Raw genomic sequence first — 24537 nt, forward strand, 5'->3', positions numbered from 1 at the left:
TGCGGTGCGGTCACTGCGGTCCCTCGCCCGGCATGACGTCGAGCTCGTCGTAGTGCGTGAGACGCAACACGGCGATCGTGCCTACGAAGTTCACCAGCGCGTAGAACAGCGCGATGTCGAGGAACTGCGGGCGGCCGGCGAGGAACCCGACGACCGCGATGAACAGCACGGTCTTCGTACCGAACATGTTGATGGCCAGGATGCGGTCGTAGAGAATCGGCCCGAGGAACGACCTCGCCAACGCCAGCCCCATGGTGACGAGCAGGGCGACCATCGCCGCGACGTACATCAACGCCCCTCCAGCGGCTTCACCCGGCGCAGCATGCTGCCAGCCTGCAAGTCGTCGAGGTCCGTCGAGCGGAGGGCGTGCACCTCGATCCCGCGGTCGTCGACTTCCAGCGACAGCGTCCCGGGTGTCAACGTGATCGAGTTCGCGTAGATGGCCTGGGACAGCTCCGGGATGCCGTCGACCGGCGTCACGTCCACCCGCGGTTTCGGCGCCAGGCGCGGCGACCACACCTGGCCGAGGACCTTCAGGGCGGACAGCAGGATCTGGCCGCCGAGCCACAGGCAGTACAGCGGCAGCCGCAGCGCCATCCGTACGGGGATGTGCACCTCGGCACGCTCCATCCGGGAGACGACCCAGACGGTCAGCACGATGGAGACGACGCCGAGGGTGAGGAGCAGCACGGTGTAGTGCCCGGAGAGCAACAGCCAGAACGCCACGAGTGGCGCCGCCAAGCCGATGACCCAGCGCATCACACCACTCCTTCACCCGCTTACCCGACCGCGGCCCGCTCCTGCCATCTCACATAGCGGACCGTAGTCGGCCAGTCATTCAGCTTGGCACCGGCGTTTCACCGGTTCCGACACCCTCTCTGCCCCATCTACCGTCGCGGCGGGCGAGCTCCACGGCGGGCGCATCCGCATCGACTTTCTCGGCACCGGTGGCGGCGGATCGGCATGGGCGTTCCAGCCGCCAGTTTTGCCGATACGTTAACATCGCACACCTCTTCAGACGCCGCAGGCCTAGGCCAGTTGATCTTCCCGCAGGTAGGCGATCCGTCCCGATCTGACGGACATGCACTCGGCTACTGTGACCGGGATATGGGACACCTGGGCGGCGAACCGGACGGAGGCCGGCGTGGGCGCAGCTGACGCGAGACCGCCGGACGCGCGCGACCTCGTCCGGAGCCTGGTGGACAGGTACGCGTTCGGCGAGATCGCCGCTGCCGCACGACTGTTCGGGCACCTGGACCCCGAACGGCGGGACCGGGTCGTGCACTTGTGCGAGTTCGGCGGCCGGCTGCTCGACCTCGACGCCGAGGACTTCGACCACTTCCCCGGCGTGCCCGCGGCACTGGCCGACCGGGCGTGCCGTTCCTGGATGCCGCAGCGCCCGGACGCGTACGAGCGCGGCGCGCTGGCGTCGCTGCTGCCCGCGTTCACGCTGATGCTCGAGGTCATCGCGGTGCGGTGGGAACGCGGCGACATGTCGCACACGCTCTCCGTCACCCACATCGTGAACGAGTACCTGCCGCTGCTGATCTGGGAGCCCATGCTCGGCCACGCCGCCGACCCGGCGCGGCTGCGTGCGCACGTACTCGGCGAGTCCAGCCTGTGGGCGACCGACACCAGGCAGTGCCAGCACGGCGGCCCGGAGCGAAAGGCCGCCCGCATCGCCGTCGACGTCGCCGACCGGCCGATGGCGGAGTGGCAGAGCTACCTGGACCGACACCACTCGCACGTCGCGGACGCCCTCGCCGCGTGCGCCGGCTACTGCCAGGCCGACTGCACCGTACGTACCCGACTGCCGGAGCAGCTGCGTGCCACGCTGCGCACCCGGGTGCGGGTGGCCCGCAGGCTCGGCGGCAGCCCGCTGGTCGGCCTGCGGCATGCCGCACCGGTCGGGCACGGCTTCGGCGTACCGAACCGCACCGAGGTGCTGGAGGCCTGGGAGGAGACCAGGGCCCGCATCGACGACGAGGCGCTGCCCCCGGAGGAGCGAGCGCTGGCCCGCCACGTACGCGCCGACGACGGCTACCCGCTCCCCGGGCTGCCCACCTTCCTGTCCGCCGTCACCAACCAGCCGGTGCACCCGGACACCCTGCTCGCGGACACCCGCCAACTCATCGCAGCAGCCGTCGACCCCACCGACTGACCGGCGTCGGGTTCCCGGCATCCCGGCTCGCCGCCGCACGCCAACCAGCCGGCGAATGGCGGCCCGGGGCGGGTGTCAGGTGTGCGAGAAGGCAACCGACGGGCGGCGGCTACGCACCGCAAGGCTGGTACCTACGCCCGCGCCGGGCCAACGCCCGAGCAGCGGCCAACGCAGCCAGCCGGTGGTGTCAGGAAGCGGCGAAGACACAGCGACCCTCCGGCCGGCGCCAGCTTCGCGCGCCACAGACTCAGGCCCATGCCCATGCCCAGGACCGCGCAACCGGGTGGTGGCGGGCCCGGGCCTATGCGACGCAGCGGCCGGCGGCGACGCGCGTGCCGGCCGGATCAGGTCAGGAGGCGAGAAGGACACAGCATCCGGGCTGGGGCTGTGCGCAGCCAGCCGGGACCGGGCGAGCGTCAGGAGGCGACGAAGAGGGCGTCTGGCTTGGCGCCGTCCAGCACCAGGGTGCTGACGCCGATCGCCAGCTCTACCGTGTCGTCGCTGCGGGCGGTGAGGGTTACTTCGGCGCTCGGGGCGACGCCGGCGTCGTGTAGCTCGCGCATGAACTGGACGTCGTCCTGGACGCGTTCGCTGATTCGCCTGATCACGGCCTTCGTGCTCACGCCGGGACGCGCGACCTCGCGGGCCGTGCGCAGCTCGGCTGCGGGCGCCTGCTCGAGCGGCACGTCGAGCTCGTCCAGCCCGGGGATCGGGTTGCCGTGCGGGCACAGCCGCGGCTTGTCGCAGAGCGCGACGATGCGCCGCTCCACGTCGTCGGACATCACGTGCTCCCACCGGCAAGCCTCGACGTGTACGTGCTCCCAGTCGAGGCCGAGCACGTCGAGCAGCAGCACCTCGGCCAGCCGGTGCTTGCGCATGACCTGCATCGCGTACTGGTGGCCGCGCGGCGAGAACTCCAGGTGCCGGTCGCCTTCCACCTTCACCAGGCCGTCGCGCTCCATCCGCGCGACCGTCTGGCTGACCGTGGGTCCGCTCTGGTTGAGCCGCTCGGCGATCCGCGCGCGCAACGGAACGATGCCCTCTTCGGTCAACTCGAAGATTGCCTTGAGGTACATCTCCGTCGTGTCGATAAGACCATGCGCAGTCACACAGGCATGGTACCTGCGCCGCCCGACACCAGGACGCGCCCTGGACGGCCGGCCCCCAGAAAGGCGATGGCCCGCGGCCGCCATCGGCGGCCGCGGGCCATCGCAGGGGTGATTACTGCCAGTGTCCGGTGCTGCTAGCCGGTCACTGCGTGGTTGGTCGGCACGGGAGTGGGCGTCGGGGCCGAGCCGCCGTTGTCGCCGTCGTCACCACCGTCGTCGCCGTCGTCGTCGTCATCGTCGTCGCCGTCGTCGGCCGGGGTGTCACCGCAGGTGGCACTGGCCACGACCACGTCGACGAGCGAGCCCTCGGTCTGCTCACTGGCGAGCACGTTGCTCAGGTCCAGCTCGCCCAGGCCGGTCAGACCGGCGCCCGCGCTGAGGCCACCCGCCGCGTCGAGCGACGCGACCAGCTCGTTGACCTGGCTCGCCGTCAGGCCGGGAGCCACCTCGACGTGCACGGCGTTCACCGTGAGGCTGCCGTCGTCGTTGCTGATCTGCTCGTTCAGGGTGATCTCCAGGAGCCCGGGCACACCGATCTTGGTGTTCGGCGCGGGGGCGTCCACGGTGCCGGCCACGGTGTCGCCGGCGATGTTCAGGTCCGCGATCGTCGTCGAACCGGCCGCCTTCTCACACTTGGCCGAGATCACATCTGCGGTGATGAGGCCGCCCTCACCACCGAGGTTCAGGCTGGCAACCCGGGACTCCGCGTGGTTCGCCTCGGCGATCGCCTCGAGGACGTTCACGTCCATCGGGGCGTCGTCGGACACGGGGAGCGACAGCGTCGGGTTGTTGTCGCGCGCCGGGATGGAAACCAGCCGCTCCTTCACCAAGTCACCGCTCGGCGACTCGACGTAGGGCATTGCGGCGAGTACGTCCTTCCCCAACGCCTGCACCTGCAGCGCGAACGCGTTCTCCGGGTAGTGACCAGCAGCGTTCGCCGGGTTGACCGCTGCGATGAGCATGCCGACGCCGACAGTTGCGGCGACGCCTGCTCCAGCGATCTTCTTCCATGCCATCAGGGTGTGGCCTCCTCGTACCGTTTCTTTCTCGGGGGGTCTGCTCACCGGATGAGTACCAGCGAGCCGAGCGGTACCGAACGGAGTTCTGTCAGTGCGTCAGCTGGAACGCGGACGCACCCGTTCGATACGGCCTGTCCAAAGACCGATGAGTCAGTGGACCAACCATGAATCGCGACCGTGCCAGGGCCGCCACCGAACGTGTCCAGCGTGTCGGAATGTGCTCCGAGCGGGAGCACGATCGGTGTGTACTTGCGCTGCTTCTGATCGATGATCGAGGCCATCAGGTAGGTGCGCACCCGCGGTGTGGGTGTCTTCTTCGTACCGACAGCGACGTCCCAGCTGCCGACCTCGGAACCGTTCTTCAGCAAGGTCAGCGTGCGGGCAGCCACATCGATCTTGATCACATGCATGGAGCGTGCGACCTGCAGCTGGTTGGTGGACTTGATCCAGCCGGTCGAGCCGTTCGGCTTCGAGGGCAGCAGGATCCTGAGCCAACCAGAACGCTCGTCCACCACCGGAACCCAGGTGAGATTGCCGAGTTCCTTGACGGGCAAGCGAGCCACGACAGAGCCACGTGGGTTGTCGTAGATCTTCGTCTTCTTCTTGGGGTGTACGACCTTGCCGTCGGTCTCCTTCATCGAGTTGTCGCGCGGCAGGCCGGCGATCGTGGTGAACGTCGACGAGGTCTTGATCTTCTTCGGCTTAGCCTTCGCCGACGCCTTCGCGGTCGTGGACGCGTTCTTCGGCTCGGCCGATTTGCCGTCGTCGGACCCGCAGCCGGCGAGAGCGGTCGCCGTCAGGATGGCTGCGGCCGCGACCGCGGCGATGCGCGAGACACGACTCCGTGCGCACGCGTGACCTACGACACCGGTCGCGAGGGACGACCGGTTCAGGCGGGTCTTCAATCGATCTCCTGAACGGGGCATTACGGGGCGGCACGCGCTGCCACCGGCCGGGGAAGGCACGGTCACCGGGTGCAGCGCACGAACCGCAATGTATCTGCTCGCTTACGGGGAGTCCACACCGGCCCCGGCAAGGTGATGCTCTTGTTATCCGCCGACGAACCCCTTTTTAGGCGCTGACCTCGTCGAACACCACCGCGACCTTGCCGGCGGCGCCGGCGTCGGCGATCTCGTACGCCTCCGCCGCCGCAGCCAGCGGGAAGCGGTGCGTCACGATCCGTTCCGGGCGCAGCCCCCGCCGGTGCAGCAGCCCGACCAGGTCGTGCATCCGCCCGACGCTGGTCACCCAGGAGCCCATCACCGTCAGCTGCGGGTGGATCAGCAGCGGGCTCGCCGGCACGTCGAACGCGCCACCCTCGCCGACCAGCACGCACCTGCCCCACCGCGCGGTGCTGCGCACGGCGTCCAGCCGGCCCGCCGACGAGCCCGAGCAGTCGACCGTCACCGAGAAGCCGCCGGCCAGCTCGTCGGCGGTCGGCACCGCCTGCTCGACCAGCCCGAGGTCGAGCGCGAGCTGCCGGCGCTGCGGCGACGGGTCCACGCCCACCACGCCGGACACGCCGAAGGCCGCCCCAAGGATGGCCACCGCGAGGCCGACCGGACCGAGGCCGGTGACCAACAGGTCGTCCCTGCCGGACGGCTTCGCACGCAACAGCGCCTGGTACGCGGTGCCGAAGCCGCAGGCCACGCAGGCGCCGTCCAGGTAGCTCAGCGAGTCGGGCAGCACGATGCAGGTGTCCTCCTCGGCGACCATCAGGTCGGCGTGGCCGCCGTCGCGCTGCCAGCCGTACGCGGCCCGCCGCGGCGAGGTGCAGCTGATGAAGTACCCGTCCTGGCAGTCGCGGCACTGGCCACAGCCGGCGATGTGGTAGACGGCGACCCGGTCGCCTGGCGCCAGCCGCACGCACCCCGGGCCGACCACCACGACCTCGCCGCTCGGCTCGTGCCCGGCGACCACGTCCTGGTACGCCTCCGGACCCGTACCGAGGTGCTCCCGGTAGATCGCCCGCAGGTCGCTGCCACAGATGGTCGAGGCGCGCATCCGCAGCAGCACCTGGCCGTGGCCGGGCTCCGGGTCGGGCAGGTCCTCGCGGACGACCACCCGGCGCTGACCGGGCAGATACACACCTCGCACGACAGCCTCCTTCACACCGGCCCGGCGTTGGGTACGGTCGTGGCCATGCTCGACGACCCAGCGCCCCCGGCCTCCTCGACTTCCAGCGGTCACCGTACGCGCGAGACGCTCGTCGTGCCGGCCAGGTTCTGCGGTCCGCCGGGGTCCGGCAACGGCGGCTACGTGGCGAGCCGGGTCGCGACGTACGTGGGGGTGACTGAGCTGCCGACACCGCACCGCACGGCGTCGAGCCGCGCGCCGTCACCACGGTGCTGCGCGCACCGATCCCGCTCGACGCGGCGCTCACCGTGGACGTGGCCGGGCCGCGGGCCACCCTCCGGCAGGACGAGACGGTGCTCGCGGAGGCGGCACCAGGCTCGCTGGACGTCGACCCGCCTGAGCCGGTGCCGTACGAGGAGGCGCTCGCGGCCGGCGAGCGCTACCCGGGGTTCACCACGCACCCGATGCCCACCTGCTTCGGCTGCGGCGGCGAGCGCGCCCCTGGCGACGGCCTGCGGCTGGCGATCGGTCGGCTCGGCGACGGCCGGGTGGCCGCCGCCTGGCAGCCGGACGACTCGCTGCTGCCGGCGGGCGCGGAGGTGCCGGTCATCGGCGCGGAGTTCGCCTGGACGGTGCTCGACTGCACGTCCGGCTGGGCGTGGGACATGCCGGGCGAGCCGGCGCTGCTCGGCACCATGACCGGCATCGTGGACGAGGCGCCGTACGCCGGCGACCGGTGCGTGGCGGTCGCGGCCGTGGTGAGCCGCGAGGGCCGCAAGATCCGTACCGTATCCGCCCTCTACGACGCCGACGGCCGGGTGCTCGGCCGTGCCCAGTCGGTCTGGGTCACCGTCGACCCGGCCCGCTTCGCGGTCACGGGTTGAGGCGCTCGACCCGCCAGCCGCCGTCCGTCCTCGTGTAGCGCAGCCGGTCGTGCATCCGGTCGCCGCGGCCCTGCCAGAACTCCACCGTCAGCGGCCGGATCCGGAAGCCGCCCCAGAAGTCCGGCAGCGGCACCTCGACGTCCTCCGGCCAACGGTGCTGCAGCCGTTCGTACCGGTCCTCGAGTACGTCCCTGGACGCGACGGGCGCGGACTGCTCCTCGCTCGCCCAGGCGCCGAGCTGCGAGCCGCGCGGGCGTACGGCGAAGTAGGCCGCGCTCTCCTCGCGGGTGACCTGCTCCACGTCACCGCACACGATCACCTGCCGCTCCAGGTGGATCCACGGGAACGTCGCGCTCGCCCGCGGGTTGGCGGCGAGCTCGCGGCCCTTGCGGGAGCGGTAGTTCGTGTAGAACACGAACCCGTGCTCGTCGTACCCCTTCATCAGCACCGTACGGGAGCTCGGCCGGCCGTCCTCGTCGGCGGTGGCGACCACCATGGCGTTCGGCTCCGCCAGCACCTCGCGGGCCGCCGTGGCGTCCGCGAACCACCGGTCGAACTGGGTCATCGGGTCGGGCGCCAGCTCGGTCTCGGCCAGCCCCGCGGCGGCGTACGCACGGCGCAGCGACGCGGGATCGGACTGCGGCCGCGCGGGTTCTGGAGTGTTCACACGGCGATGGTGCCACGAGCGGAGCCGCCCGTAGTGTGATGTGTCGGACACCGCCCCGACTGGCACCTGACCAGCGACCAGGGGTTGAATGTCAGCTCTCGAATGGTGAACCACCTCAGGCGGGTGGTCCGATCGTGGTGGCCGCTATCCGCGGCCAGGCAGACGGGAGCAGTGCATGTCCGACTTCAAACCGGGCCTCGAGGGCGTAGTCGCGTTCGAAACGCAGATCGCGGAGCCCGACAAGGAAGGTGGCGCCCTCAGGTACCGCGGCGTCGACATCGAGGACCTCGCCGGCAAGGTCACCTTCGGCCACGTCTGGGGGCTGTTGGTGGACGGCGAGTTCGCGCCCGGCCTGCCGCCTGCGGAGCCGTTCCCGCTGCCGGTGCACTCCGGCGACGTCCGCGTCGACGTGCAGTCCGCACTCGCCATGCTCGCGCCGGTCTGGGGACTGCAGCAGCTCTACGACATCACGCCGGAACAGGCCCGCGACGACCTCGCCAGGGTCGCGGTCACCGCGCTGTCGTTCATCGCCCAGTCGATGCGCGGCCAGGACCTGCCGATGGTGCCGCAGAGCGAGGTGGACAAGGCCAGGACCATCACCGAGCGGTTCATGATCCGCTGGCTCGGCGAGCCGACGCCTGAGCAGGTGCAGGCGGTCGACGCTTACCTCGTCTCGGCGGCCGAGCACGGCATGAACGCGTCCACGTTCACCTCCAGGGTGATCGCGTCCACCGGCGCGGACGTCGCGGCCGCGCTGTCCGGTGCGGTCGGCGCGATGTCCGGCCCGCTGCACGGCGGCGCACCGGCACGCGTGCTGCACATGATCGAGGAGGTCGAGCGGCTCGGCGACGCGACCGCGTACGTGAAGCAGGAGCTCGACTCCGGCGGCCGGCTGATGGGCTTCGGGCACCGCGTCTACCGCGCCGAGGACCCGCGGGCGCGGGTGCTGCGGCGTACGGCACAGGAGCTCGGTGCGGAGCGCTACGAGGTGGCCGCGGCGCTCGAGCAGGCCGCGCTTGCCGAGCTGCGGGCACGCCGGCCGGACCGGGTGCTCGAGACCAACGTGGAGTTCTGGGCCGCCATCGTGCTCGACTTCGCCGGCGTGCCGCCGGACAAGTTCACCGCGATGTTCACCTCCGCCCGCACCGCCGGCTGGAGCGCGCACATCCTGGAGGAGAAGAAGACCGGCCGGCTGATCCGCCCGGCCGCGCGGTACATGGGCCCGCAGGAACGGCCGGCCACCGCCGTCACCGGCTACGACAAGATCATCGCCGGGTAACCGGACTCGACTGCCAAGGGTACGCCGCGGCGCGGCCGTGGCGTACCCGCGACACTCACGAAAAGTTACTCTCGGGGCTCTATTGATCACGCTGTGCTACCCGATAGCCTCGAGACGTGGCTGAAGAAGCGAATTCCCCCATCACCGTTCCCTCCGGCCTGCTACCTGCGGACGGCCGCTTCGGCTGTGGACCGTCCAAGGTGCGACCGGCCGCCGTGGCAGCTCTCGCCGACACCGGAACCCGGCTGCTCGGCACCTCGCACCGGCAGGCGCCGATCAAGTGGCTGGTCAAGCAGGTCAAGGAAGGCGTCCAGGAGCTCTTCGGCCTGCCCGACGACTACCAGGTGGTCCTCGGCAACGGCGGTTCCACCGCGTTCTGGGACATCGCGGCGTTCAGCCTGGTCAGGAACCGCTCGCAGCACTGCGTCTTCGGCGAGTTCTCCAGCAAGTTCGCGGCGGCGACCAAGGCCGCGCCGTGGCTGGAGGAGCCCGAGCTGGTGCAGTCCGACCCCGGCACCCACCCGACCCCGCACGCGACCGGCGACGTGGACGTCTACGCGCTGACCCACAACGAGACGTCGACCGGCGTCGCGATGCCGGTAATGCGCATCCCTGGCGCGAACGACGACTCGCTGATCGTGGTCGACGCCACCAGCGGCGCCGGCGGCCTCGTGGTCGACCCGAGCGAGTTCGACGTCTACTACTTCGCCCCGCAGAAGTGCTTCGCCTCCGACGGCGGGCTGTGGATCGCGGCGATGTCGCCGGCCGCGCTCGAGCGGGTGCAGGAGGTGAAGGCGTCCGGCAGGTACATCCCGACGTTCCTCGACCTCGCCACCGCCGTGGACAACTCGGCGAAGGACCAGACGTACAACACCCCGGCGGTCGCCACCCTGTTCCTGCTCGCCGACCAGCTCGGCTGGCTCAACGAGCACGGCGGGCTCACCTGGGCAACGGAGCGCAGCGCGCGCTCGGCGGCCCACCTGTACAGCTGGGCGGAGAAGACCCCGGTCGCCGAGCCGTTCGTGAGCAACCCGGCGCAGCGGTCCAACGTCGTCGGCACGATCGACTTCATCGAGGGCGTGAACACCAAGATGCTGGCCGCCACCCTGCGGGCCAACGGCATCGTGGACACCGAGCCGTACCGCAAGCTGGGCCGCAACCAGCTGCGCATCGGCATGTTCCCCGCCATCGACCCGGCCGACGTAGAGGCCCTCACCACCTCCATCGACTACATCCTCGACCGCCTCTGACACCCGGCCGCCCGCCCCCGCGTGGCAGGTGACCGGCCGGCGACCCAAGGCCGGATGGCCGTCTTCGGGCGCCCCGCCGTGGGGCGGGTTGGCCGGACTCGTCGACCCGTGCCGCCCGACGCAGGATGGCTAGCCACAGGCTGGCCGGGCCGAAGGCAGCTGTAGGGCGTGGTCGGCCGTAGTCAGGTGGGGCCGAAGACCCGGCCCGACTCGTTGACCTGGGCTGCCCGGCGCAGGGCGGCTAGCAGCAGGTCGCCGGCGACCGTGCCGACGATGGCTGTCTCCACGGCCGCGTCGACGTCGGTCTGTTGGGCGACCAGGGCCAGGTCTTCCTTCGCCACCACCTCGGCCGCCTCGGCGTAGCGGTCGACGTTGGCGAGCAGGCCCTCCCCGACGGCGCCGCTGAGGCCGGCCACCACCTCCACCAGGTTGGCGTACGCGGGATGGTCGACGTTGATCCGCCAGCCGCGCCGCTCGACCAGCCCGTCGACGACCTCGGTGGCGGCGCTGCGTGCCTCTTCGTCTGCCGTCGCCTTGACCGGTGTGATGCTCCCGACCGCCCGGCCGAGCCGCTGGTTGAGCGTCGGCCCCGGCTGCTCCAGGTAGGCGAGCACGTCCCGCGTCGTCGCGATGGACAACCCACCGACCTCGACCAACGCACGCACCAGCCGCAGCCGGCTCTCGTGGCGCTCGTCGTACTGCGCCTGGTTGGGACTGGTGCGCTCGCCGCGCGGGAGCAGCCCCTCGCGCAGGTAGTACTTGATCGTCGGGATGGGAACTCCGGTCCGCCCGCTCAGCTCGGCTATCCGCACCGACCGCGCCTCCTTCGTCTCCGAATTACCTCTTGCACAATCGCGAGCAACTGTGGATAGTATAACTATCCGTTATAGATAGCTTCACTGTCCATAAGAGTCGGGCGTGTCCGCTTCAATCTCCATGGTTCGCCGCGTGGTGCGCTGGCACCGTCCCCTGATGGCCGTGTCCGGCGCGTCGCTGTTGGTCTCGTGGTGTGCGTCGTCGGACTCGCCGTCGACGACCGGGTGCTCGTCGGTGCGCCCATCTGGCTGAAGCCGGCGAAGTTCGCCGTCTCGATCGCCTGCTACGGCCTCACGTTGGCGTGGCTGCTCTCGCGGCTACACCGCTGGCGCCGGCTCGGCTGGTGGCTCGGCTCGGCGGGCTGCTCGCCGACGAGCTCGCCGCCATCGTGCTGCAGGTGGTGCGGGGACGACAGAGCCACTTCAACTACGTGACGCCGTTCGACACAGCCGTCTTCCAGACCATGGCGGCGATGATCGTCACGCTGTGGGTGGCGAACCTCGTCGCGGGCGTGCTGTTCCTCCGACAGCCGCTCAGCGCGCGGTCGACCAGCTGGGCGATCCGCACCGGCACGCTGATCTCGCTCGCGGGCATGGCGGTCGCGTTCTTCATGCCTCGGCCGACGCCCGACCAGATGGCCAGGCTCGAAGCGGGCCGGCAGGCGGGGGTCATCGGTGCGCACACCGTGGGCGCGCGGGACGACGGGCCAGGTCTGCCGATCACCGGCTGGAGCACGGTCGCCGGCGGCCTGCAGGTGCTCGTACTGCTCGCGATGCTGCTCACCGCACTCGCCGGCCGCTACGCGCTGCTGCGCTGTGAGGCGGTGCGGAGCCGGCTCGTGCTGCTCGCCGCGGGCGGCTATGCCGGGGCGCTCGCCCTGGTGACCTGGCAGGCGCTGCGCGGCCAGTCGGTCGTGCAGCCGGACACCCTGACCGTGGCCCTCGCCGCCGTGCTCGCCATCGTCACCGCGGCCGGCCTCGCGCTGGTGCTCGCCGCTGCCCGCCGGCGCGTTGCGGTGACGCAGTCCGCGACCGTCACCGGCGTGGTCGGGTGAGCGGATACGGTGGGCGGATGCGCGTACTGGTCACCGGCGGTGCCGGGTACATCGGCAGCCACACGACCCTCGCCCTGCTCGAGGCCGGCCACGACGTGATGATCGTGGACAACCTCACCAACTCGTACGAGGAGGCGGTGCGGCGCGTCAGCGAGCTGGCGGGGCGGGAGCCTGAGCTGCACCTCGTCGACCTGCTCGACGAGGGTGCGCTCGACGACCTGTTCGCGCGGATGGAGCTCGACGCCGTCGTACACATCGCCGGCCTGAAGGCCGTGGGCGAGTCGGTCGCCGACCCGCTGCGCTACTACTCCACCAACATCGGTGGCACGCTGGCGCTGCTGCGGGTGATGCAGCGGCACGACGTGTTCCGGCTGGTGTTCAGCTCGTCCGCCACCGTCTACGGGCTGCACGGCGAGGCCGAGGACATGCCGCTGCACGAGGACCTGCAGCTCGGCGCCGTCAACCCGTACGGCCAGACGAAGGTGCACATCGAGCAGATCCTCACCGACGTGGCGGCCGCCGACGCCCGGTGGCGGCTGGCGTTGCTGCGGTACTTCAACCCGGTGGGCGCGCACCCGTCCGGCCGCATCGGCGAGGACCCGCAGGGCGTGCCGGCGAACCTGCTGCCGTTCACCGCCCAGGTGGCCATCGGCCGTCGCGACAAGCTGGTCGTCTTCGGCGACGACTACCCGACCCCGGACGGCACCGGGGTGCGCGATTACATCCACGTGCTGGACCTCGCCGAGGGCCACCTCGCCGCGCTCGAGCACCTGGACGAGTTCCCTGGGGCGAACGCCTGGAACCTCGGCACCGGCACCGGCTCGTCCGTCCTCGAGGTGCTGCACGCCTTCGAACGCGCCGTGGGACACCAGCTGCCCTCGGTCGTCGCGGACCGCCGTCCCGGCGACGCCGCCGTGTCGTACTGCGACCCGAGCAAGGCGCAGCGCGACCTGGGCTGGCGGGCCAGCCGAGCACTCGACGAGATGTGCGCCGACCACTGGCGCTGGCAACAGCAGAACCCGTACGGCTACCGCGACCCGGCCTGACCGACCGCGTCACTCCTGCAGCCAGAACGGCTCCCCGCCGCCCGACTTACGGCGCCGACGGCCACCAGGCGGCTTGGCCGCCCGCCGCCCGCCGCCCTCGGCGGCCCGCCTGGTACCCGGCGGAGGCGGCAGCGCCGACCCGCCGTTGCCCTGTCCCGGCGCGGCCGGCGGCGCACCGTCGGGCGGCGGCGCATCGTTGCCGAACCCACCACCAGGCGGAGGCGGGCCGTTGGCTCCCGGGCCGCCCAGCGGCGGAGGCGCGCCGTTACCGAACCCACCACCAGGCGGGGGTGGCGGTGCACCGTTGTCGAACGCGCCACCCGGTGGAGGCGGCGGCGCACCGTTGGCGCCCGGGCCGGATGGTGGCGCGGTCTCGCCCGGTGGGCCGTGGCCGGGTGCGTGCCGGGGACCGGACGGCGTTCGGGACTCGGACAGGCCGTTGCCGTACCTGTCCCCCGGCGGGGACGGTGCGCCGTTGCCGAAGGCAGCTCCCGGCGGTGGCGGTAGCGGGGCACCGTCCGCGTGCCTGGGGATCGAGTGGCGGGCACCGGGCCGGTCGTCCGGCGCTTCCGGCATGCCGGGGCCGTTCGCGTGGCGCGCGCCCGGTGGCGGCGGCGGAACCTGGCCCGCCCCCGGCGGCGGTGCCTGCTGCGACAGCGGCGGGATGGTGGGCGGTGCACCCGGCCCGACGGGGACGGCCGCGTCGCGACCTCGGCGGCCAGGCACCGGCCAGCCGTCGGCGTCGACCGGTTCGGCGGTCGTGCCGTAGTCAGGCGCCGGATACGGCTCGTCGCGCTCGTACTTGCGCTCGCGCCGGCCGCCGGGCTCGCCGCCCGCAGGCCGCTGCCGGCGCCGGAGGAAGAACGCGGCCGCGGCCGCAAGCAACGCGATGACGATCGGCGTGGCGATGAACAACACGTCGGAGAGCGCGATGCCGCTCTCGTCGTCCTCGCTGGCTTCCGGCTTGCTCGACTGCTTCGCCTTCGGCTTCTTCCCTGCGGCGAGCGCCTCGTCCACGTTCAGGCTGAGCACCTCGCTGCGCTTGCCCTCCGAGCTCAGCAGCAGGTCATTGCCGTCGGCGGTGTACGTGATGCCCTCGCCCTGCTGCTGCTTCGGCAGCGGGAACGAGCCCAGCTGCTTCCCGGTCGTCGAGTAGACGTAGCCGGTGTCGTAGCTGCGCAGCACGAACTGCTTGCCGTCCGGCCGGAACGCGCCGTCGGTGATCATCGGCGGCAGCTTGCCGTCCAGCTTGGTCAGCTCGTTCGCCCCGGGGACCAGGTCGTCGGCGCGGTAGAGCCGCCCGTTGGGGCCCTTGGTGACCACGTACGGGATGTTGGTCTTCGGGTTGACCAGCAGCGCCTCGGCGTCGTGCGCGCCGTCGGGATAGGTGACCTCGTACGCCGCGGAGACCGGGAAGTAGCCGGTCTGGACCGGCTGCGGGAGCTTGTACCGGTAGAGCATGAGGCTGTCCCTCACGCTCTCGTTGTCCCCGATGTCACCGACCCAGAGGTTGCGCCCGCGCCCGGCGGCGAGGGCCTCCCAGTTGACGTTCTGCGCGCCCTCGAGCCGCATGGTCGCGTCCGAGCGGCCGGTCTCCGGGTTGATGCCGAAGACCCGCGTCGGCGCGTGGTCGTTGACGGTGAAGACGTACTCGGGCTCCTTCGGCGAGACCGCGAGCCCGCTGGACGCGTCGATCCGGGTGTCGGTGAAGCGGAACGCGACGTCCTTCTTCGGCGCGGCGGCGGCCTGCTGGTCGGTGACCAGGCCGGGCGCCACCGCCGTGGCGGCCAGCGCGACCGCCGCCACAGCCCGCGTCAGGTAGCCGGTTGCGCTCAACACCGGCTCCGCGGTAGCTGCCAGTGCGGCTGGAACAGGTAGTTGCGACAGCCGTCTCGCACGTTGGACACGCGACGCCACTCCCCTCTGGACCACGCCGAGACGTGGTAACCACGTTCGGTGAACCAGCCGACAACGTCCTTCGCACAGTGACCGTACCTCTGCGCGTGCCGGTTCTCGACCTCGAGGAGGACACTCGGCTGGAATGTCCGAATAATCCTTTCGGCGCCGCGGGCCAGTGCCAGCTCGGCACCCTCCACGTCCGCCTTCACGAAGTCGACGCGCCCGAGCCGCGCGCGTGCGGCCAGGTCGTCCAGCGTACTCACCGGGATCTCGTGCTCGACGTGCGCCGCGAACTCGGCGTTCGAGCCGAGGCCGCGGGCGCCGGTCGCGACGAACGACCTGCCGGTGACCGGCCGGCCCCTACGCAGCGGCACCCGCACCCGCGCGGTGTGCGCGTGGTCCGCGACGGCGACCGCGCAGCGATGCACGTTCGCACCCGCCCGCAGCCGCAGCCAGCCGTCGTAGCGCGCGTAGTAACCAGGCAGCGGCTCCACGCTGAGGACGACCCCGGCGGGCCCGACCAGCTGGGACAGCACGGAGGTGTAGACGCCCAGCCCGGCTCCGACGTCGATGACCGTGTCACCGCGGCCGACCAGCCGGCGGAGCCCACGCACCTCCGGCTCGACCCACGGGGTACCCGCGGCCAGCGTGTGCAGGAGGCGGGCAGTCAACATCCCGCGCGGACCGGACCTCACGTCATCCCATCCTGCCTTACCGGCCAGGCGGCGCGGTACGCCCGGGTACGTTGCACCGTCAGCGGAGTAGCGCGTTGAGCACGACGAGTACCACGAGCACCGCGAGCACCAGCGGCAGCAGCCAGCGCGTGGTCCTGGGGTTCACCTTCGCAGGCTACCCACCGGCCAGCGGCCAGGCGGCGACGGTCTCGTACCGCGGCTGCGGCCCGAGGTGGCTGCGTACGAGCGCGACCTCGGTCGCCCGCCAGTCGGGTCCCCGGTAGTCCTCGAGCTGCGCCACCTGTGCCCGTACGTCACACGGCTGCTTCTTCGCCCGGCCGACGGTGAGGTGCGGGCGGTAGGTGCGCTCGTCCATGGCCAGCCCGACGCGGCGGCCGGCCGCCCCGAGCGAACCGGCCAACCTGACAAGCGGCTGCCGGTCGCCGGTCACCGCCAGCCAGAACACGCTCGCCCTGGCCCGGCGCGGGAACGCACCCGCGCCTGCGAACGCCAGCGTCAGCGCCGGGTGCCGGCTGCACGCGCGTGCCAGCCGCGCCTGCAGCCGCTGCGCGACGACGTCGGTCACCTCGCCGTAGAACGCCAGCGTCAGGTGCATCCTGGCGGCCGACTCCCACCGCAGCTCGGGCAGCTGTCGGCGGGCCTCGGCCAGCGCCTCGTCGACCTCGGCGAGCACCTCGGCCGGTGGCACCAGCGCGGCGAACAGCCTCATTCCGCCTGGCGGGAGGACGCCAGCGCCGGCTGACCGGCCGTGCGTACGTCGATGTCGGTCACGGTCACGACCGCATCCTCCTCCCGCGTGCGCTCCACGTCCCAGTGTGGCAACGGCCGCACCCGGGGACGTATCCGCATGCCCTGCTTCCGCGCGAGCACCGCGGTGACCACGACCGTCGCGACGACGCAGATGATCCCGCCGCTGATCAGACCCCACTGGGCACCGAGCAGGCCGGCGATCCAGCCGACAAGCGGCGCCCCGATCGGCGTGCCACCCATGAAGACCAGCATGTACAGCGACATCACCCGGCCGCGCATCGACGGCCGTGTCTGCATCTGGACGTACGCGTTCGCCGTAGTGGCCATGCTGATGGCGAACACCCCGATCGGCACCAGGATCGCCATGAACGTCTCGTACGTCGGCAGCAGCCCGGCGACGATCTCCAGCACGCCGAACAACACCGCGGCCTGCACGAAGAACCGCGCCCGCGGCCGCGCACGGCGAGCGGCGAGCAGCGCACCGGTCAGCGAGCCCACCGCCATCGCCGTGGCCAGCAGCCCGAACGCGCCCGCGCCACGGCCGAAGACCTCCTTGGTCATCAGCGCCATGGTGATCTGGAAGTTGAACCCGAACGTCCCGACCACACCGACGATGATGATCGGCAGTAACAGCTCGGGCCGCTCACGTACGTACCGCAGCCCCTCCCTGAGCTGGCCCGGCTCCCTGGACACCCGGTCCGGCAGCCGCAGCTCGTCGGCGCGCATCAGCCGCAGCCCGACGACCACCGCGGCGTACGAGGCCGCGTTGATGAGGAAGACCGGCCCGGTGCCGACCAGGCTGATCAGCACGCCGGCAACCGCGGGGCCGACGATGCGCGCGGTGTTGAACGACGCGCTGTTCAGCGCGACCGCGTTGCTGACCTCCTGCTGCCCGACCATCTCGACCACGAACGCCTGCCTGGTCGGGTTGTCGACGGCCGTCACGATGCCGAACGTCAACGCCAGCGCGTACACGTGCCAGACCTCGACGACGCCGGTGAGGTTGAGCAACCCCAGCGTCACCCCGACGACGGCGAACGCGATCTGCGTGGCGACCAACAGCTTGCGCTTGTCGAGCCGGTCGGCGAGCACGCCACCCCAGAGACCGAACAGCAGCAACGGCAGGAACTGCAGACCCGTGGTGACACCGAGCGCCACACCGCTGTTGCCGGAGAGGTGGAGCACCAACCAGTCCTGTGCGATGCGCTGCATCCAGGTGCCGACGTTCGAGACGATGGCACCCGACCAGTAGAGCCGGTAGTTCCTTACCCGTAGTGACCGGAAGGTGTTCGGAAGCCTCATGCTGGGGCTAGTTTCTCCAATCCAACGGACGGCGGTACGTCCTCATGCGGTGGCGAGCTTCTCCAGTACGGGGACGGCGGCGCGTAGTGCGTCGCGTTCGGCAGGAGTGAGCTCTTTCAGGCGTTGTGCGAGCCAGGCGTCGCGTCGCTTGCGGTCCTCCTTGATCAGCCGGCGCCCCTGGACCGTCGGCGCGAACAACGCCTGCCGGCGGTCGGTCGGGTGCGCCGTGCGTTCGACCAGCGCCCGCTGCTCGAGCTGCGCGACGATGCGGGTCATCGACGGCGGCTTCACCCGTTCGCGCCTGGCCAGCTCGTTCAGGGCCAGCGGCCCGTGCTGCTCGAGTGTCGCCAGTGCCGCCACCTGTGTGGCCGGCAGTGCGTCGAGCTCGGCGGCCCGCTGCGCACGCAGCCGGCGCGACAACCGCATCACGGAGATACGCAACGTGCTCGACAGCGCAGCGTTCGTCCGCACTGCGGACCTGAGGGAATCGTTTACGACGCGCACATGTACGCATCTTACTCGTTAGCAAAGCTAACGTAAAGGGCAGTAGGCCCTACGGGGCATTACACCTCTGGAGCCGCTCAGCCGAGGCCGAGCAGCTTCTCGATCGGTGCGATGGCGAAGTACAGCGCGAACAGAGCCCCGACGACCCACATCAACGGGTGGATCTCCCTGGCCCGCCGCTGCGCGACCCTGATCACCACGTAGCTGACGAACCCGGCCCCGATGCCGTTGGCGATCGAGTACGTGAACGGCATCACCACGATGGTGAGGAAGGCCGGGATGGCGACCCCGGAGTCCTTCCAGTCGATGCCGGTGACCTGGGTCATCATCAGGAACCCGACGACGACGAGGGCGGGCGCGGCGGCCTGCGAGGGGATGACCTCCACCAGCGGAGCGAGGAAGATGGCGAGCAGGAAGAGCAGCCCGGTGACGATGCTCGCCAGCCCGGTACGTGCACCCTCACCGACGCCCGCGGTCGACTCCACGTAGGTCGTGTTCGACGAGACCGACGACGCGCCGCCCGCGATGGCGGCGATCGAGTCGACGAACAGCACCCGACCGATGCCGGGCAGCCGGCCGTGCTCGTCGAGCAGGTTCGCCTCCGCGCCTACCCCGACGACGGTGCCCATGGTGTCGAAGAAGTCGGAGAGCATCAGCGAGAAGATGAGCAGGATCACGGCGAGCACGCTGATCCTGGTGAACGACCCGAACAGGCTCACGTCGCCGATCAGGCTCAGATCGGGCAGCCGGAACGGGTCCGTGGGGACGGCGGGCACCGCGTTGCTCCAACCGCCTGGCTCCTCCGGCGCGACTCCGATGTCGAAGATCGCCTGCACGACGAACGCGAGGACCGTGGCGGCGACGATGGCGATCAGGATCGCGCCGCGCGTCTTGCGGGCGACGAGCACGGCCATCAGCAGCACGCCGAAGACGAAGACGACGATCGGCCATCCCGTCAGCTGGCCGACGACGCCGAGCTGGAGCGGCACGGTGCCCTGTTCCGGGCGGGAGACGAACCCGGCGTCGACGAAGCCGATCAGTGCGATGAACAACCCGATGCCGACGCTGATGGCGGTCTTCAGCTGTCTGGGGATCGCGTTGAACACGGCGGTGCGGAACCCGGTGACTACGAGGATGGTGACAAGCACCCCCTCGATGACGACCAGCCCCATCACCTCGGGCCAGCTCAACGTCTTGCTGATGACCAGCCCCGCGACGAAGCCGTTGATGCCGAGGCCGGCGGCGAGCGCGAGCGGGTACCGTCCGACGACGCCCATCAGGATGGTCAGCACACCGGCGACGAGCGCGGTCACCGCCGCCACCCGGCCGGGCCCGAGCACCGTGCCGTTCATGTCCGGGGCGTTCCCGAGGATGATCGGGTTGAGCACGACGATGTACGCCATCGTCATGAACGTCACCAGCCCGCCGCGGAGCTCCCTCGCGACGGTCGAGCCGCGGGCACTGATCGCGAAGTACCTGTCGACAGGACCACGCGCTGCCGCGGCGTCGCGTTGAGCGGTCTCACTCATGGCGAACTCCTCGCAGGCGTGCGGCACGCGGACCGGGTGCCGCAGAACAGCCAGACGACGACGTCTACCGGGCACCGAGAAGCCTGCCAGAACGCGTTGCCAGAAGGCGAGCAGATCACCCGTGCGCGCGGGCGGCCGACACGTGAACGTGATGACTCGTCCGGGTAGGCTGGCGGACGTGCCTGACCCACGGCCACGCCACTCCAGCCCGCCACCGCTGCGGCCCAACGCGCTGCTCACGGTGGCGATCATCACCTTGCTGTGGATCGTCGCGCTCGTGGTGCTGTTGGTCTTCGGCCACCTGCTGCCGGTCGACGACCGGTGGTGGCGCTGGGTCTGCGTCGCCGGCATCGCCCTCGGCCTGATCGGCATCGGCTACTTCGCCCGCAGCCCGTTCCGCCGCTGACCCCGTCCTTACGGCCAGGCGTCCAGGCGGGCTTCGGCCAGTAGGTCGGCGATGGGGGTGTCGCCCGACAGGAGGGCGGCCAGCAGGTGGCGCTGCTCCCAGTGCCCGCCCGCCCAGGCGACGCCGCGGGCCAGGCCGGTCAGCGACGCCGCGTGGATCTCGCCGTCGACGTAGCGCCAGTCCGCCGCGGTGCCGTCCACGACCAGCGGGTCGTGTGCCAGGTAGCTGGCAGGCGCGCCTGGCACCACACCGCGCACCAGGTCGGGTACCGGCTCGACGTCGCCGGTGGACTCCACGTGGCCCGACACCAGCTCGCTGGCCAACGGCAGGTCGAGCAACGCCGCCAGCCGCACCACCCGGTCGCGCCGGACGGCCACGACCGGTCGGTCGCCGAGCAACGGCAACAGGTCGGGCGCGTCGAGCACGACGACGTCCGCGGCGTCCACGACCACCGTGCCCGTCCCCTGCACCACCCGCAGCCGCTCCGGCGGCTGGACGTCGACGTCGGGGCCGTCGGCGAGCGCCGAGTAGAGGCCGTGCAGCTGCACCGGCGTCACCGACCGTTCCGCCTCGACCAGCCGCGCCAGCAGGTCCGCCACACCCGACGCCTCGCTGAGCAACGCCGCCACGGTCGTACGCACACCCACCGCCGCGAGCAGCGCGGTGTCGCCGGCCGGCGCCTCGTCGTAGAGCGCCGCGAGCAGCGGGTCCGCGTCGGCCGTACGCAGGTCGGCCGGTCGCCTGCCGTCCACGATCGGGCTGGTGCGCAACCACCACGCGGTGTACGAAGGCACCAGGCTGCGCCGCCCGTCGCCGAGCAGCACGGTGGCCGGCTCCACGATCGCCGCCCGCAACGTCGGCTCGCCGAGCAACCGCAACGCGTCGCCCCAGCGGTCCGGCGCCACCAGGTCGAGATCGCGTACGGCGACGAACTCCACGAGCACCGGCGGCACGTCGTCGGCCGCGCCGAGCACGGCGAGCGTGTCCTCGATCCAGGCGTCCTCGCCGTCGAGGTCGTGGTCGCACTCGTCCGGGTCGAGCGGCAGGTCCTCGTCGCGCACGATGGCGAAGTTCTCCACCACACCCACGCGCGCCAGCGTCTCCCCGCCCCACTGCTCCGCCAGGTCGGCGGCCACCGCGCCGAACGGGGCGTCCGCGGACACCACCTGCGCCATCGGCCCGTCAGGGAGCAGCAGCTCGTCCGCCACCCGCACGTCGCCGTCGCTGTCGCGCAGCGCCAACGCCGCCAACCACGGCTCGTCGCCGGGCTCCAGCGTGCTCGCCCGCACGGCCGGCAGCACCGCGGCCGCCACGACCTCCGGGTCGTCCGCCTCGTACGAGCCGGCCACGGCCGCGCGCACGTGCGGGTCGTCGAGCACCGCGCGCCAGTTGCCTTCCACGGCCCCGAGCCGGCCGAGCAGCGGGTGCACCGCCTCGGCGTCGACGACCCGTACGCCCAGCGCGCTCAACGCCTCGACGTCGAGGTCGGCCGTCGGCAGCAGCACGCCGCGCGGGCCGCGTACCGTACGGCCGTCGGCCAGGGGTACCGGCAGCGCCGGCAGCGCGTCGCGGTCGACGGACTCCAGCTCCGCGTACACCCGCTGCCACCACGCAGGGTCCCGGCGCAGGGTGGCCAGCAGGTCGACGACGTCGCCGAGCCCGAGCTCGCGTACGCCCAGCAACCGCAACGCGGTACCGCGGTGCGACCAACCGGCGGGCAGCAGCCCCGGCAGCACCTCGGCGAGTACGTCGATCAGGCCGGCGGGGACGTCGGCGGCCGTCGCGTCCGGCGGCACCACCGCGGGCCCGGCGGCCGCGGTCGGCAGGAACGCCCGGCCGGGCAGCGCGTCGTGCACCGCCTGCCGCACCTTGCCGTCGAGCACCCCCGCCGACACCGGGCCGGGTACCAGCTCGAGTACGGCCGGGTCGGCGGGCAGCGCGGTCACCAGGTCCGCGTACGTCTCGGCCGCCTGCGTCACCAGGTAGTCGGTGAGCGCGCCAGGCGCCACGTGCCGGCGCGCCGGGTCGAGCGGGAACGACGCCAACAGCAGGGCCGGTACGTCGACCGGCTCGTCGCTCGGCGTCGGCCCGTGCAGCACCGGTGACACCCCGGCGGGCAACGGCCGCGGCAGGTCGTCGCCGGACAGCGGCACCGCCCACCGCACCGACCAGTGTGGCCTGGCGCGCTCCTCGGCCGGCCGGTCGGCGAGCAGCTCCTGGTCGAGCTCGCCGGCGCGGGTGGCGATCCGCCAGCGCGTGACCACCCCGCCGTCGTCGGTCTCCACCAGCGCACCTGACTCGTCCCAGCTGGCGCGTAGCTCGCGGACGACACCGGAGTACGTCAGCTGCACCGTTCGCAGAGCCGGCAGGCCGAGCAACAGGGCCGGGCCGACGTCGACGAGCAGCCGGTGCGCGTACTCCTTCGCGGCGGCGTCGCGCAGCGGGAGCACGACCTCCGTGTCGTAGCCGTCGGGCGGCGCCTCGTCGCAGGGGTACGGCAACCGCAGTGCGGGGACGTGCCCCTCGCGGCGGCCGAGCTCGTCGGCGAGCGCGGGGACGGCCGCCACCTCGCCCGCGACGGCCGGTCGCGACCAGGCGACGCCGCCGGACGTGGAACGGATCCGCGGCTCGTCGCTGACCGATAGCACCGCGGCGAACCCGACACCGAAGCGCCCGGTCGTCGGTCCCTCGCGCTTCGCGGACGCACGCAACGTGGACAGCGACTCCACCCCGGCCGCGTCGAGCGGCGCACCGGCGTTGACAGCGCGCAGCTCGTCGTCGTCGAGCACCAGCCGCAGCCGGCCGGGCACGCCGGCCGCGATCGCGGCGTCCGCCGCGTTCTGTGCGAGCTCGACGACCAGCCGGTCGCGGTACGCGCCGAGCGCGTAGTCCTCCTCGGCGTTCGCGTCCTCACGGAACCGCGCAGGCGCCGCCGACCATGCGGCGAGCACGCGGGCGCGAAGCGTCGCGGTGTCGAAGTAGTCCGCGGAGTCGGCTAGCCCGCGCGCCTCGCCCATGCCTCGATGGTCGCTCAGCTGTGGCCGAGCTGTTCGTCCGCGCCCTCGGCCAAGTCGGCCTCCTGGTCGGCTGCCGCCGCGGGGGTGCGTGCGACGTCCACGATGTCGAACGTCTCCTCGTCGACGGCGGGCACCACCTCCACCGGTGAGGCCTTGTGCTCCACCGCCGCCTCGGAGTGTCCGCCGCAGCCGTGGTCCAGGCTCACCACGGAGCCGTCCGCCGGCACCATCTCGTTGGCGCAGACACCGAAGAGCTGCCACAGCGAGCCGCCGAGCGGCACGAAGAAGCCACAGGTGGCGCAGGTGGCGGGCGCCGAGCGGGCAATGGCGGTGTCCGGGCCGTGGTCGCCGGCGTACCAGCGCTCTGCGGCGTCCGTACGCCCTTCGATCGACAGCACCCGATCCCGGCCGATGCCCGGCTCCCACCAGGTCGCGGGGTCGGCGTCCGCACCGGTCTCGGTGTAGCCGGGCTGCAGCCGCACGTCCTCGGGCGCCGTGGGCAGCAGGTCGCCAGGGCCGAGGTCACCCGGCCGTACGCGCTCCTCCCACGGCACCCAGGCCGGCGCTACGACCGCTTCTGCGCCCGGCAGCAGCGTCACCTCGGACACCGTGATGGCGCGTGCCCTGGAGGCGCGGGAGACGGTCACCGACCAACGCCAACCGCGGTACGCGAGGTCGGTGCAGGCGAACAGGTGGCTGGCCACCCGGTCGTCCTCAGGCTCGACGCCGAGGTGCTCACCGACCGACTCCGCCGAAGGCGCCGCGAGTACGGCTGCCTCACGCGCGAGCTCGACCGCATCGGCGCAGGCCGTGTCGAGCACGGGCTTCCTGGTGCGCAGAGCCGATGACATGGCTGGTCCGATCGTATGAGTGGGCTAGGGAGACAGCACTCCACCCTACCGCCCGGCGGCAGGGTGGTCGTCCCGCGGTGAGGCTAGGCCGTGTCTCGTAAATGCGTGGTCCAGGCGATGACAGCGTTCAAGACGGCGGCGGCGTGGTAGACGATGGCGAGTTTGTCGTAGCGGGTGGCGAGGCCGCGCCACTGCTTGAGGTGGCAGAAGCGGCGTTCGACGA

The 24537-nt window shown here is 71.6% G+C and carries 23 protein-coding genes and 1 pseudogene; 7 read left to right on the plus strand and 17 right to left on the minus strand.

The genetic code is table 11. From position 1 onward, the window contains the following. Positions 1-10: 10 nt before the first annotated feature. Complete coding sequence (locus GEV07_14880; GenBank protein ID MQA03946.1) at positions 11-289, minus strand: pH regulation protein F; 279 nt, start codon at positions 287-289, stop codon at positions 11-13. Beyond that, positions 289-759 carry a cation transporter gene (locus GEV07_14885; GenBank protein MQA03947.1) on the minus strand — a complete coding sequence of 157 codons (471 nt, stop codon included), beginning with the start codon at positions 757-759 and terminating at the stop codon, positions 289-291. Before GEV07_14885 ends, GEV07_14880 begins: the two co-directional genes overlap by 1 nt. A 385-nt stretch (positions 760-1144) precedes the next feature. Here GEV07_14885 and GEV07_14890 point away from each other — a divergent pair, with 385 nt between their 5' ends. Then, positions 1145-2161 carry a hypothetical protein gene (locus tag GEV07_14890; protein MQA03948.1) on the plus strand — a complete coding sequence of 339 codons (1017 nt, stop codon included), beginning with the start codon at positions 1145-1147 and terminating at the stop codon, positions 2159-2161. 416 nt (positions 2162-2577) lie between these two features. Here GEV07_14890 and GEV07_14895 read toward each other — a convergent pair whose 3' ends face one another. From GEV07_14895 to GEV07_14910, 4 genes are all read right to left on the minus strand, one after another. Then, positions 2578-3270 carry a winged helix-turn-helix transcriptional regulator gene (locus tag GEV07_14895; GenBank protein ID MQA03949.1) on the minus strand — a complete coding sequence of 231 codons (693 nt, stop codon included), beginning with the start codon at positions 3268-3270 and terminating at the stop codon, positions 2578-2580. A 134-nt stretch (positions 3271-3404) separates the two neighbouring features. Then, positions 3405-4286 (minus strand): hypothetical protein, encoded by an 882-nt coding sequence (locus GEV07_14900; GenBank protein ID MQA03950.1) that lies wholly within the window; start codon positions 4284-4286, stop codon positions 3405-3407. 44 nt (positions 4287-4330) lie between these two features. After that, positions 4331-5215 carry a L,D-transpeptidase family protein gene (locus GEV07_14905; GenBank protein ID MQA03951.1) on the minus strand — a complete coding sequence of 295 codons (885 nt, stop codon included), beginning with the start codon at positions 5213-5215 and terminating at the stop codon, positions 4331-4333. Between the two features lie 145 nt (positions 5216-5360). Next, positions 5361-6386: an alcohol dehydrogenase catalytic domain-containing protein gene (locus GEV07_14910; GenBank protein MQA03952.1), complete on the minus strand. Its 1026-nt coding sequence runs from the start codon at positions 6384-6386 to the stop codon at positions 5361-5363. A gap of 248 nt (positions 6387-6634) precedes the next feature. Between GEV07_14910 and GEV07_14915 the strand changes: the two genes are divergently transcribed. Beyond that, positions 6635-7249 (plus strand): hypothetical protein, encoded by a 615-nt coding sequence (locus GEV07_14915; protein ID MQA03953.1) that lies wholly within the window; start codon positions 6635-6637, stop codon positions 7247-7249. Here GEV07_14915 and pdxH read toward each other — a convergent pair. Next, the gene (gene pdxH / locus GEV07_14920; GenBank protein ID MQA03954.1) at positions 7239-7871 is read right to left on the minus strand and encodes a pyridoxamine 5'-phosphate oxidase; all 633 of its coding nucleotides are present in this window, start codon (positions 7869-7871) and stop codon (positions 7239-7241) included. The two genes, GEV07_14915 and pdxH, sit on opposite strands and share 11 nt — an antisense overlap. A 220-nt stretch (positions 7872-8091) precedes the next feature. Between pdxH and GEV07_14925 the strand changes: the two genes are divergently transcribed. Together GEV07_14925 and GEV07_14930 are read left to right on the plus strand one after the other, a co-directional pair. Next, positions 8092-9195 carry a citrate synthase gene (locus tag GEV07_14925; GenBank protein MQA03955.1) on the plus strand — a complete coding sequence of 368 codons (1104 nt, stop codon included), beginning with the start codon at positions 8092-8094 and terminating at the stop codon, positions 9193-9195. 116 nt (positions 9196-9311) lie between these two features. Continuing rightward, a complete protein-coding gene (locus GEV07_14930; protein MQA03956.1) occupies positions 9312-10445 on the plus strand; it encodes a phosphoserine transaminase in 1134 nt (377 codons plus the stop codon). A 182-nt stretch (positions 10446-10627) separates the two neighbouring features. On the opposite strand, the gene GEV07_14935 is transcribed toward GEV07_14930, so the two are convergent. Continuing rightward, the gene (locus GEV07_14935) at positions 10628-11242 is read right to left on the minus strand and encodes a MerR family transcriptional regulator (GenBank protein MQA03957.1); all 615 of its coding nucleotides are present in this window, start codon (positions 11240-11242) and stop codon (positions 10628-10630) included. Between the two features lie 133 nt (positions 11243-11375). On the opposite strand from GEV07_14935, the pseudogene GEV07_14940 reads away from it, so the two are divergent. Beyond that, positions 11376-12315, plus strand: a pseudogene (locus GEV07_14940) (hypothetical protein). Between the two features lie 17 nt (positions 12316-12332). Then, on the plus strand, positions 12333-13361 hold the full coding sequence (gene galE, locus GEV07_14945) for a UDP-glucose 4-epimerase GalE (protein ID MQA03958.1): 1029 nt from the start codon (positions 12333-12335) through the stop codon (positions 13359-13361). Positions 13362-13370: 9 nt separating this feature from the next. Here galE and GEV07_14950 read toward each other — a convergent pair whose 3' ends face one another. The 6 genes from GEV07_14950 to GEV07_14975 all read right to left on the minus strand — a co-directional run bounded on the left by GEV07_14950 (position 13371) and on the right by GEV07_14975 (position 20040). Next, positions 13371-15197, minus strand: coding sequence for a hypothetical protein (locus GEV07_14950; GenBank protein MQA03959.1), 1827 nt, complete (start codon positions 15195-15197; stop codon positions 13371-13373). Next, on the minus strand, positions 15194-15934 hold the full coding sequence (locus GEV07_14955; protein MQA03960.1) for an FkbM family methyltransferase: 741 nt from the start codon (positions 15932-15934) through the stop codon (positions 15194-15196). The genes GEV07_14950 and GEV07_14955 overlap by 4 nt, the downstream gene beginning before the upstream one ends. 175 nt (positions 15935-16109) lie before the next feature. Beyond that, a complete protein-coding gene (gene thpR, locus GEV07_14960) occupies positions 16110-16664 on the minus strand; it encodes an RNA 2',3'-cyclic phosphodiesterase (GenBank protein MQA03961.1) in 555 nt (184 codons plus the stop codon). Next, positions 16661-18007, minus strand: coding sequence for an MFS transporter (locus GEV07_14965; GenBank protein ID MQA03962.1), 1347 nt, complete (start codon positions 18005-18007; stop codon positions 16661-16663). Before GEV07_14965 ends, thpR begins: the two co-directional genes overlap by 4 nt. A gap of 42 nt (positions 18008-18049) precedes the next feature. Beyond that, a complete protein-coding gene (locus tag GEV07_14970; protein ID MQA03963.1) occupies positions 18050-18433 on the minus strand; it encodes a MarR family transcriptional regulator in 384 nt (127 codons plus the stop codon). 155 nt (positions 18434-18588) lie between these two features. Then, the gene (locus GEV07_14975; protein ID MQA03964.1) at positions 18589-20040 is read right to left on the minus strand and encodes an NCS2 family permease; all 1452 of its coding nucleotides are present in this window, start codon (positions 20038-20040) and stop codon (positions 18589-18591) included. Between the two features lie 151 nt (positions 20041-20191). On the opposite strand from GEV07_14975, the gene GEV07_14980 reads away from it, so the two are divergent. Then, the gene (locus GEV07_14980) at positions 20192-20446 is read left to right on the plus strand and encodes a DUF2530 domain-containing protein (protein MQA03965.1); all 255 of its coding nucleotides are present in this window, start codon (positions 20192-20194) and stop codon (positions 20444-20446) included. A gap of 8 nt (positions 20447-20454) precedes the next feature. Here GEV07_14980 and GEV07_14985 read toward each other — a convergent pair whose 3' ends face one another. The 3 genes from GEV07_14985 to GEV07_14995 form a co-directional block, all read right to left on the minus strand. Further along, positions 20455-23463, minus strand: a complete 3009-nt coding sequence (locus GEV07_14985; protein MQA03966.1) for a hypothetical protein — start codon at positions 23461-23463, stop codon at positions 20455-20457. 14 nt (positions 23464-23477) lie between these two features. Further along, on the minus strand, positions 23478-24314 hold the full coding sequence (locus tag GEV07_14990) for a DUF3027 domain-containing protein (protein MQA03967.1): 837 nt from the start codon (positions 24312-24314) through the stop codon (positions 23478-23480). A gap of 83 nt (positions 24315-24397) precedes the next feature. After that, positions 24398-24537, minus strand: a 140-nt coding sequence (locus GEV07_14995) for a transposase (GenBank protein ID MQA03968.1), incomplete at its 5' end; no start/stop codon positions are given.

This window comes from Streptosporangiales bacterium, from assembly GCA_009379825.1.
In the GTDB taxonomy this organism is placed as follows: Bacteria; Actinomycetota; Actinomycetes; order Streptosporangiales; family WHST01; genus WHST01.